Origin of the sequence: Leptolyngbya cf. ectocarpi LEGE 11479 (assembly GCF_015207065.1) — a bacterium.
Lineage (GTDB): Bacteria > Cyanobacteriota > Cyanobacteriia > Phormidesmidales > Phormidesmidaceae > Leptothoe > Leptothoe ectocarpi.
This window is the reverse complement of record NZ_JADEXP010000213.1, coordinates 1-11,222: the sequence shown is the minus strand read 5'-3', so window position 1 is coordinate 11,222 and position 11,222 is coordinate 1. Positions and strand designations below refer to the sequence as shown.

The following is an 11,222-nucleotide window of genomic DNA, read 5'->3' as shown; positions in this document are numbered from 1 at the left end:
CCCCAACACCCCTGCCCAGCTGAGTCGCTCCACCGCCCTCCGCTATGCCTTTAATCCTGTACGACCCAACAGCCCACCGGCTGCCTCTAATCAGCGTCAACCCCAGTCAGCCCTGGCCACCGATCACCCCCTAGTGTGGCGACAGGACAGCCTTTTCGCCACTCCCGAGCAGCCTAGGGATATAAACAATGGATTACAGGCTCTCTACACCTTTGAAGAAGGCAGTGGCAACCAAGTTAATGATGTTTCAGGGGTCAGCGATACTCCCCTCAATTTGCGCATCCTGAACGATACTAACTCCCCAGATATTACCGAATGGATTCCCGGTGGAGGTCTGCGAATTAAAGCACGCACGCTGATTCGCTCCATTCAGCCTGCCCGCCGTTTGACCACAGCCTGTCAGCGCACCAATGAGATCACCATTGCCGTGTGGGTAAAACCTGCTAGCGCTCCAAATTCGACTCAACCCTTATCCCAAAACGGTCCTGCCCGCCTCGTCAGCCTTTCAAAAAATTCCACTGAGCGTAACATTACCCTGGGGCAAGATTTTTCCCTCCCCCCCGAGACAGATGATGACCCTGTAGCACCAAACAACAACTTTTACTTAACCCGCCTGCGAACTACAAACACCACTAACAATGGTCTTTTAAGAGATGAGCCAAGGGGGAGTCGCACACCGGTCGAACTTGAACCGGTAACAGCTAGCCTGGTTCCCATTATCTTTACCCGCGCTGCTAATGGCACAATCCGACTCTATACCACCGATGCCGACGGTAATCTGATCGAGACAGAAAATACTGTTGGCGGCACGTTCCGAAACTGGGATGACGACTTCCACCTGATGTTGGCTAACGAACAAAAAAAGGAAGATGGCAACATCCAAATCGATGACAGACGGGCCTGGCTCGGCGACTATCATCTAGTAGCCATCTACAACCGTGCCTTTAGCCCCACGGAGGTGCGTCATCATATCCGCCAAGGCTTGCCTCAGGTCCGTCGTCTTAACCGTCCATATCCTGAGGGCTGGTATCTCAGCGGGCTACAGCTCAGCCCCCTTCTAAATAACAAGAGTTCTCTAGAACGGCACACCGCCGCTACGTTGATTCCAGCATCGGGCCGCCACAGCCACCCGAACGAAATGCCCCTGAGCTTGACTGTGAGCCCTTACCTAGGGCTAGAATTTCGGCCTGTCTCTGCCGCTTCATCTAATCCCAGCCTGGTTTCTACCGAATTGCTCTGCCTTGATCGCACCGCTGGGACCCTACTCCCCGTGGCCAGCCGTTTAGAGGAGATTCCCAGCCCTGCCGATGATGATACCCTGACCGATATCGAACTCCAACAACAGCAAGAAAACCTGCGGGAACGTAACCTGTTCTGGGCCAGGGAAACCCACCAGCGACTAGCCCCAGAGTCAGCCATTGCCCTCTTACGATTCCGTGAAATCAACACCAACCGTACCCCCCAATCTCCCACAGACGCCACCGTCACCATTTCCTATGCATTTGCCGTCGTCACCGATTTACAACCGCCAAAATCTCTCTGTCAGCCAGTCTTTCGGCTACGGGCCACCCCACAACAGATACGTTTTCGAGAGGGACAGTTTGGCGGCCCTCAGCTGCCTGCCTCCCTCAGCGCCTTTGAAATTGCACCGCCCCAGGTGACGGGCGTTCAACCCCTCTATTTGCGAGAACGGCCCCCAACTCTCTCCAGTGATACTTCCACCGCCGCCTGGCCCTGGGGCCTGAGCGCCCTCCGTCTAAGCGTGCAATATACCCAGGAACAACAGGGAACCCTCGGTCCCATTGATGGCCCCACCCAAACTCGATGGTGGCAAGCCCCCCACTATCCAGTCCAGTTTCGTTCCTCTGCTCAGTCGGAGCATCCCACCGCTGGCCTACCGGCCAATTTTCGGGCAGCCGCCATTCGCAGTCTCCTGCCTGTACTGCCAAATCCGCCGTTGCCAGCGCTGCCACCAGTTGAGCATAGTGGCAGCAATGATGGTGCCGACAGCCAACAGCGACTGCAACAGTGGCAACCGGTTCTCCCTGGCACCTTTCACTATTTGCTAACAGGCAATCGCCCTGGTGTCCCATTTGCCATTCGCCATCAGCTCTTTACCCAAACAACCCACAATCCGAGCCCACTGGTATCTGGCAGCATTCCCGTCCAGCATCGGATGCCGCGACCTGTTCCCCTGCCTGAAAACACGGCGGCTGACAGCGCCCTACAAACCTGGGCCAGCTATTTTCACATCAAGCAGTCCAGCCTGGCTGCCGATACCCCTGTCGATACGGCCTTCTTTGCCGAGTGCGGTACAAACCCGGCCCAGGGACTCAAGATGATTTTGCAAACGCCTTTAAATGGAGCAGTTACCTCCAGCTGGAATGGGGACTTGCTATTTACGCTAGTGGCATCGCCAGCGCTATCGGATGAGCAGACCATCACCCTTGACAGTGCCCAAAACGTTGTATTTACCTCCGAGAATTCCGCAGGGGATACCACCTCGACTACCTGGGAGATTCAGCTCACCATTACGGATGAGGGGACGACCTTCACATATCAGCCAGATCCTAGTAACCCGGCACGTTTTGTACTGCCGCCTCAAACGCCACAGCAGTCACCGACATTGAGTGATGTGTTATCCAGTCAGGCATTAGGCGCCTCGATCCTAGTGACTGCCAGTGTTAAACCCGTTAGACCCGGTGATAATGACAACTTCCGACAAACGCTTATGTTTCCCCTACGGATAACTGATGAAACCACGTTGCCCCTGCCCCTGCGGCCACAATTTATGGTCTTTGAAGATCCTGAATATAACCGTCTGCTGATCTCCAATGCCGCCCATGCCACCCGTAACGTTCCTGTTGGTGAAGGGACCAGTCAGCAGATTCGCAGCGTCACCTTGTCCCTTGACCGTCGTGAATATAATCCCGATAGTGTGGTGTTCCTCCGCTACGATTGGGACGCCGCTCCACCAACAGAAACCCCCGTACCAACAACAGCTACCCTCAGTTTGGAACGTATTAGCTCTACTGGAGCCGTGACTGAACTCACGCTACCCAATACGTCAGACCAGGCGACAGATAGTCTTACAATTGAGTCCAATCGATTAGAGAAATATTCTCTCGCTGTCATCCAGACTCTCAACAAACTGCAGCTGATAACTGGCGACAGGCTGCAATTTAAACTAGCTGTATCAACAGCCAAGGACGATGTTGAGATCGTGTTACCCGTTGACATTATCAGTGCACCGGTAATTCCAGTTACCCAGGCAGCCTATGGTCTGCTGCGACATCATCAGGGCGATTCCCCCCATGTGGAATGTGTCCGGTTTGCCTGGAGCCCTGAACCCACTCGGATAGAACTGATCTGTCCCAAAGACTTACAAACCGAAGTCGTACGGCGACGGGCTGTTTTCCACTGGGTTGATTCTATTCGTCCTGGAGAGTTGACACAGCCATCTTCTGATACTGTGAACTCGTCCGTCAGCTATGAAATTCAGAAAATAACCCAAACAGGCTCCACTAGTGAACCTAAAATCAGCTTTGGAGAGAAATCTCACCATGGGTCAGTTGATTAAACTGAGCGACATTGGCAGGATCATCAAAAAAGTTAGGGCCAACTTCTTTTGATACTTCTTTCATGTAGTAGCGTAAGCAGCGCTGTTCTAACGTATCAATATTAGTTGAAGTCAGCCGCTCAATGGGTTTGCCAACGTTACGGACAGTCCGCTTGGATTTGGTTAAAAAACAGTGCGATCTTCTTAGAGTGTCTAGAATCTCAGTCAGCTTATTCCTAGATAATTCGTTGGGGGTATTTGTTAGCTTGTCTTTGATTTCTCGGATCAGCTGAGTAAAGTTGAGCGCTACATCAGGCTCTTGAAATATCTGAATCAGTTCGCTAATGACAACTTTTCTATATTCAGGAGCTAAGTTTATTTTTTTCTTACTAAAAACCCGCTTTAGATCAACTGTGTTAGCGGCATCTGGGGTGTCGGCATCCACCACTGCAGCAGAGGTCTCCATACTTCGGGAGCTATCTTCCAAGGCCGCTTTGGTTGATGCTACAACCTCAGCATCCTGACCTATTCCCATACTTGTCAGCAGCTGATCAAGATGAGAGAGCAAGGTATCTTTGTTAGCTACAGTCACCCCCATGCGCTTAGTGCGAACTGCGGTTAGACGTTCCTCAAGCTCAAGGGCGACAAAAACTGCATTTTCTGGCTGTAACGATAACCGCTGCTTATGTTTGGTAAAGGTTGCAATGCCGCTGTCAAATTGTTTGCCTGCTTTACACTCGACCAGGAGGGGCTGACCTTGAATCATAAAGAAGATATCTAGTTCAAAATGATCCTCGTTTTCGTAGGTAATATCCAGATTTCTCAGTACCTGGTAATCGGCTCCTATTGAATCTAAAAAGTCTACGATCTTGTAGTAGACAAAACGTTCAAACCAGCCTCCTTCAAGAAAGAATTTAACATCTTCTTGGTTTTGAGTCGTAGCGATAATAATTTTATCGGATTTGTTATAGAATCCTTTTGATAGTAGTGAACTATCTTTTAGTTTTTTAAAGAAGAGATTATGAATGGAAATTTCCTTTTGACTTTTATCTTGAAGTGGAAAAGAACATCTTTTCCCAAGGGAGAATTTTAGTTTTTTATAGAAGCGCTCTAGTATTTCATAGTTGTCGCCTAGAAAAACGGCCAGATCGTCCAACAGTTCATCAATCGCTGGCTCAGGCTGATAGGAACTTTGGAGCTCTACGTTTCTAGATTGAAACCAGGCGGTGGTGGTGGCGACTTCTCTACCTTCCTCCTCCTCGTCACTATTTTCGTCATTACCGTCCATGACAATACGCTCGAGCATGTGCGTGCGGGCTTCGGAAGCACTGTCCGTTGCTTCAGACACTGCAGTCGGTGGTGCTTCGAGGCTTTGCTTTAAGATGGCGAGTTCTTTTTGAATTGCACTGACAGCAGAGGAATCTAGTACATTTTTTTCAATTTGAGCAGGTAAAGATTGAACTGAGCTGACAATGGTGTCGTATTGGGCTGACAATTCAGTAAATCTCTGATCGTGTTTAGAGGATTCTAATGCGATCTTTTTAGTTTGAGCAGATAGAGACTGAACTGAATTGGCAATAGTGTTGTACTGAGCTGACAATTCAGTAAATCTCTTGTCATGTTTAATTGAACTGATATTAGATCTAATCACCTTTTGTAACCGGTCTTCTTGCTGGCGATTGATTGCGATCGCACCAATCATCGATACTGCACCGATTCCCCCACCCGCCAATGCTCCTTTTACCTTTTCAGGCACAAGCCACGCGACTAGTAAACTCGTTGCTAGTGAAGATGCTACAACCGCCAGAATTCCTTTGGTCTGATAGTTCATTGCTAAAACGGAATAATAAATTGCTAACTGTTTATAGGTCTCGCAATTGCTATATATTTCGCAATTAGTTTATGCCGTTGCCGACTTCGAAGAGGGACCGATCTGCCAGATGTACTGTATGTCGACATCTGGCAGATGAAACCATAATTCAGAGCAGCAACGCCTTCATTTATAAGGGCACCCGTCTTCAACATTAGTTAAGGTTTCATTGGATATATGGGAAACTTCCATTTTTTTTTAGAAACAATAAAATTTAACAAGCTGCACGCCAACGTTGCCTGCCCCTATGCATGGCTGATGATTCCCAACCGATATTGAACCGACAGGCGCACCACCCAATAGCTCAATCAGTATCTGGGATGATTTTGAATACTGCTTCTTTCAATAAGTCAATCTAATATTAATTATTTTAAATTAATAATTAGCGTTGTGTAACAGTTATTTTGGACGCATCCTTGTTCTCAGCGTCTCGGTAAACCTGCTTCCAGTCCGCAGATAGCGGCCTTTGGGACGGACAACCGAATATTCCATGCAACATTAGAATCCCTATCCATCAGTAATATCACAGCTTCTGTATATGAACAGAGGCGAGTAAACCAAACACCTTTAGGTAGAAATTATTAAGAAATTCGTTATATTGCGTTATATTGAATAATATTAATAAAAGTTAATATTCTGCCGACAGGCAAGCGCTGCTGTTCATCTGTTCAAAGGTCCTTTCTGTTGTGCGTCTTTTAACAGCAGCCGATCTTTTCACTTCCTGGTAGGTGCGTGATCTGTCGTCGGTATCTGCTTTGCCGCTCTAGGCATAAGTTGCTTAGATTCAAAATATTTGTTTGATATGCCGAGTGCTCACCATAACGGTCCTACGCTTGCCAACTCTGATAATACCGACGACAATCGCTTCTTTGTTGTCGGTATTGGTGCCTCGGCAGGGGGTTTGCAGGCCTTAGAAGAATTTTTTGAGAACGTCCCTCAGGATATTGGCGCAGCGTTCGTTGTCATTCAGCATCTCTCCCCTAGCTTTAAAAGCTTGATGCAAGAATTGCTGCAACGTAAAACCGCCCTGCGCGTTTATCAAATCGAAGATGGCATGAAGATTATGCCCGATTCGGTTTACGTGATTCCGCCCCAGACCAATATCGTGGTGTCGGAAGGCTGCCTTTGCTTTCAGCAAAAAGAACCAGAGCGGATCAACTTTCCCATTGATATCTTCTTCGAATCTTTAGCCCAAGCCTACAGAGACCGCGCCATGGGCGTTTTGCTCTCAGGTACAGGCAGCGATGGCACAAAAGGTCTACAGGCCATTGGGGAGGCCGGGGGGCTAGCGCTAATTCAGTCTCCAGAAACGGCACAGTTTAGTGGCATGCCTGCTAACGCGCTGCCGACAGGGTTGGTCGACGAAGTACTATCGCCCCACGACTTAGCTCAAACAATTTATGAAATCGTGCGGATTACGCTCAATATCCCTTTAGCTGAACAGCTGACAGAGAATCTGATCGATCCAGCACAGCTCAATCATGTATTAGGTTTACTCAATGATCAACAAGCTGTCGATTTCTCTCAATACAAAATTGGCACCCTGTCGAGGCGAATTTATCATCGCTGTGCTCTGAATAACTATCAGTCGCTGCAAACCTATATCACTTATCTTGAAAGTTCTGAACCCGAGCGTCAACTACTCATTCAAGACTTTTTGATTGGGTCAACAAGGTTTTTCCGGGATCTCGATGCTTGGCACTTTATAGAAACCAACGTTTTACCGCCGCTGATTGAAAGTTTGGACGATCACCAACAGCTGCGGATTTGGGTCGCAGGCTGTGCGACGGGAGAAGAAGCTTACACGATGGCGATATTAGCCGATGAAGCCGTTCGCAAAGCCAACCGAGCGTTGAGCATTAAAATTTTTGCCACCGACTTGGATAACTCATCGCTAGAAACCGCTTCTAAGGGGATATATCCTTTAAGCATTCGCAAAGATATTTCTGTCGAGCGGCTAGAACGTTATTTTATTACCAAATCCGAGGGCTATCAGGTTCACAGGCAGCTGCGAGAACTCCTCATTTTTGCCCCTCATAACTTAGCCCAAAATGCAGGCTTTTCTAAAATGAATTTGATTAGCTGTCGCAATGTGCTGATCTACATGAAGCCTCAGTTGCAGCAGCAGGTATTGCGCATGCTGCATTTTTCTTTGGCCTCAGAGGGTATTCTTTTTTTAGGGGGTGCAGAGGTGCTGGGGCCTCTGGCAGGCGAGTTTTCAACGCTTCACTCTAAGTGGAAAATGTATCAAAAGCAGCGAGACAGTCAACTGACTTTGGCACCCATTACCAGAACTCCGCTCGTAGCTTTACCCTTATCTCCAACTAGTTTCAAACGCGCTCAGCCGCGTTCAGATCGGATCCTGGGACAAGTCTTTAGCTTCTGTTTTGGCGATCGCCGCTCGACTTGCCTACTGATCAATGAAAGCAATAAACTTCTGCGCGTTTTTTATGACGGGGCAGATTTGCTCAGATTGCCACTCGGCGAAGCTAATCTAGATGTCATATCGATTGTCCCTCCGCCGTTACAGCTACCGTTATCGACAGCCTTACACCGCGCCAAACGAGAACAAGCAGCAGTACTGTACGCAGGGATTAGGCTGTCCGACTCAGACAATCTGCGAACGATCAATCTCAAAGTCGGGATAGAGAGCAATGAATCCCAGAAAGGAAAGTTCCTAATTGTACTGTTGGAGGAGGAAGCGAGACATTCGACGACAATTTCAGACCAGACATTTGAAGTGGATGCTGAAACCATCAACCAAATTGGAGAGCTGGAGTACGAACTACAGCAGACTCGAGAGAATTTACAAACGACCATTGAAGAACTAGAAACCACTAACGAAGAGCAACAAGCGACGAATGAAGAGTTAATTGCCTCCAACGAAGAGCTGCAAAGTACTAACGAAGAACTCCATTCTGTTAATGAGGAACTCTATACCGTTAACGCTGAGTATCAGTCAAAAATTCAGGAACTGCTTGAACTCAACAATGACCTCGATAATTTGTTGAGGAGCACGGATATTGGCGTTGTCTTTCTAGATCTGGACTTAAATATTCGTAAGTATACGCCAGCGGCCACTAAAGCAATCAGCCTGAGAGAAGGTGACATTGATCGTCCACTCACAGAACTGTCTCACAACCTGATGTGTCCTCCGGGCCAGGAGAATGCCTATGGCTTAATTGAGCTGTTACAGCAAGCGTTGACTCGACGACAGCCGATCGAGCAGGAAATGCTGTTACAGTCATCAGGCAGTCAGCTGTTGCTGCGAGTTAATCTCTATTGGGATGAAAAAGGCGATTGCCAGGGTCTGGTATTGAGCTTTATCGATATTGATGACATCAAGCAAGTGGAAGAAACCTTGCACCGACGTTCCGAGCAGTTGCGCTTGGTAACCGATGCGATTCCTGCTTGGATTTCTTACGTCGATGCCCAACGTTACTGTCGGTTGAGCAACCAGGCTTATGACAAGTGGTTTGAAAGACCGTCAGCCGAAGTTGAAGGCTTGCACCTAGCTTCAGTTTTGGGAGAAGCGCTTTACCAGCAGGTTTTTCACTATGTAGATACTGTCCTTTCTGGCCAAGAAGTGAGTTTTGATATTGAGTTTCCTTCGCTAGAACAAGACTCTGGTTGGGTAAACGTCAACTATATTCCCCATCGGCTAGCCTCGGGTGAGGTAAAAGGTTTTTTTGCCTTGGCCAGTGATATTAGCGATCGCAAAGCTGTTGAACGGATGAAAGACGAGTTTCTTTCCGTTGTCAGCCATGAACTGCGCACCCCCCTAACCGGGATACTAGGCATGTTGCAATTACTGTCTGAGAAACACATCAAACCTGACTCTGAGAACGGTGAAGAAGCCATTAGAATCGCCTATGATAACAGTGTGCGTTTGATGAGTATCGTCAGGGATATTTTGGAACTGGAGAGTCTAGAGTCTGGCAGAATTCAACTCTCTAGAGCCCCCATTAATACATCAGTCTTACTCTCCCAGGCCACAAAAGCCGTGCAGGTTATTGCTAATGAAAAAAAAATTACGCTCAATATTGCGACTCAAGAGATCGAGGTTTATGCGGATGAAGGTCGCTTGATTCAGGTCTTGATCAACCTTTTGAGCAATGCGATTAAATTTTCTGAGCCGAATTCTAACGTTTCCCTCAGTGCAGAACGCCAGGATCATGATGTCTTATTTGCGATCAAAGACGAAGGCACAGGCATTCCTGAGAACAGGCTTGAAGATATCTTTGAGCGTTTTCAGCAAGTTGATTCCACCGATTCCCGGCAAAAAGGCGGCACAGGACTCGGGCTAGCGATTTGTCGTCAAATCATTGGACAACACAATGGACGAATCTGGGCGGAGAGCGTTTTAGGCGAAGGCAGCCAGTTTTTCTTCACTATCCCGTTTCAAGGTTTGGAGGATGAACAATAATGACTCGTAAACAGATTTTGATTGTTGATGACGATCAGTCTATTATTAAGACTATCCAGTTTTCCCTTCAGGCAACCACTAACTGGGAAATCTTGAAGGCAAGTTCTGGAAAAGAGGGATTATTGCTGGCTCAGGCCACGCCCCCTGATCTCATCCTCCTGGATGTGATGATGCCTGTTCTGGATGGTATTGGCGTATTGCACCAGCTCAGAAACATAACCGCTACTCAAAAAATTCCCGTTATTTTCATGACAGCCAAAGCCCTACAAAAAGAACAAAACTCTTTGAAAGAGTTGGATATTCAAGGCATCATTTGTAAACCATTTGATGCTGCGAGGCTAGCCGAACAGATTTGTTTATTGCTTGACTGGGAAAGTTTAGAAATATAATGTGGGAAATGCCGGAAACAGGGTACAAGGAGTATTGGTACAGATACAAGAGATAACTCGATAACTGCTGGTGTCAAGCATCGAGTAAATTAGACGGCTGAGCGTATGTTTTGGAGCGGTTACGACATAAAGCCAATTATATGTGTTGTAGCCTACTTGACATTTCAACTTAAATTGAAATAATAAAAATACCCTCCGCTAGGTGAATCTGGGCTATGGCAAGAATTGCAGTTAACGGTTTTGGCAGAATCGGTCGCTTAGTTCTACGTGCGGCTTGGCCCCACCTAGACTTTGTACACATCAACGAAATCACGGGCGGAGCGGTCACCGCTGCCCACTTATTAAAGTTTGACTCTGTCCATGGACGCTGGGCTCCAGACGTTGAAACGGTTAGCGATGACGGCATCGTGATCGATGGCAAGCCGGTCAGCTTTAGCGCCCATGCTACACCGGGCGATGTGCCCTGGGATGAGCTTGGTGCAGACATTGTCTTAGAATGCTCGGGGCAGTTTCGTACTCCGGAGCTGCTAGACCCCTATTTCCAGCGGGGTGTCCAAAAAGTGATCGTGGCGGCCCCTGTTAAACAGGGTGCCCTCAATATTGTCTACGGTATTAACGATCATCTCTATAAGCCAACGGAGCATCACCTACTGACGGCAGCCTCCTGCACCACTAACTGTCTAGCCCCCGTTGTCAAAGTGATCCAAGAAGGTCTGGGTATCCAGCACGGGGTGATTACCACCATTCACGATCAAACTAACACCCAAACCATCGTTGATAAGCCCCATAAGGATCTGCGCCGGGCTCGGGCCACTGGACTATCGCTGATTCCCACGACCACGGGCTCAGCCACAGCCATCACCATGATCTACCCCGAACTCCAGGGCAAACTCAACGGCATCGCTGTTCGGGTGCCGCTTCTAAATGCATCCCTGACCGACTGTGTGTTTGAGGTGTCTCGACCCACGACTGTAGAAG

The 11,222-nt window shown here is 48.1% G+C and carries 5 protein-coding genes; 4 read left to right on the top strand and 1 reads right to left on the bottom strand.

The genetic code is table 11. From position 1 onward, the window contains the following. Positions 1-3,580 (top strand): LamG domain-containing protein (locus IQ260_RS19890; RefSeq protein ID WP_228016283.1); only part of this gene is annotated, 3,580 nt, incomplete at its 5' end. On the opposite strand, the gene IQ260_RS19885 is transcribed toward IQ260_RS19890, so the two are convergent. Further along, the gene (locus IQ260_RS19885; protein ID WP_193994837.1) at positions 3,540-5,390 is read right to left on the bottom strand and encodes a PDDEXK family nuclease; all 1,851 of its coding nucleotides are present in this window, start codon (positions 5,388-5,390) and stop codon (positions 3,540-3,542) included. The genes IQ260_RS19890 and IQ260_RS19885 overlap by 41 nt on opposite strands. Positions 5,391-6,231: 841 nt before the next feature. Between IQ260_RS19885 and IQ260_RS19880 the strand changes: the two genes are divergently transcribed. The 3 genes from IQ260_RS19880 to IQ260_RS19870 all read left to right on the top strand — a co-directional run. After that, entirely contained in the window at positions 6,232-9,855 is a 3,624-nt protein-coding gene (locus tag IQ260_RS19880) for a chemotaxis protein CheB (RefSeq protein WP_193994836.1), read from the top strand. Next, positions 9,855-10,244: a response regulator gene (locus tag IQ260_RS19875; RefSeq protein ID WP_193994835.1), complete on the top strand. Its 390-nt coding sequence runs from the start codon at positions 9,855-9,857 to the stop codon at positions 10,242-10,244. The genes IQ260_RS19880 and IQ260_RS19875 overlap by 1 nt, the downstream gene beginning before the upstream one ends. 215 nt (positions 10,245-10,459) lie before the next feature. Next, positions 10,460-11,222: glyceraldehyde 3-phosphate dehydrogenase NAD-binding domain-containing protein (locus IQ260_RS19870; protein ID WP_193994834.1), on the top strand; the 763-nt coding region annotated here is incomplete at its 3' end.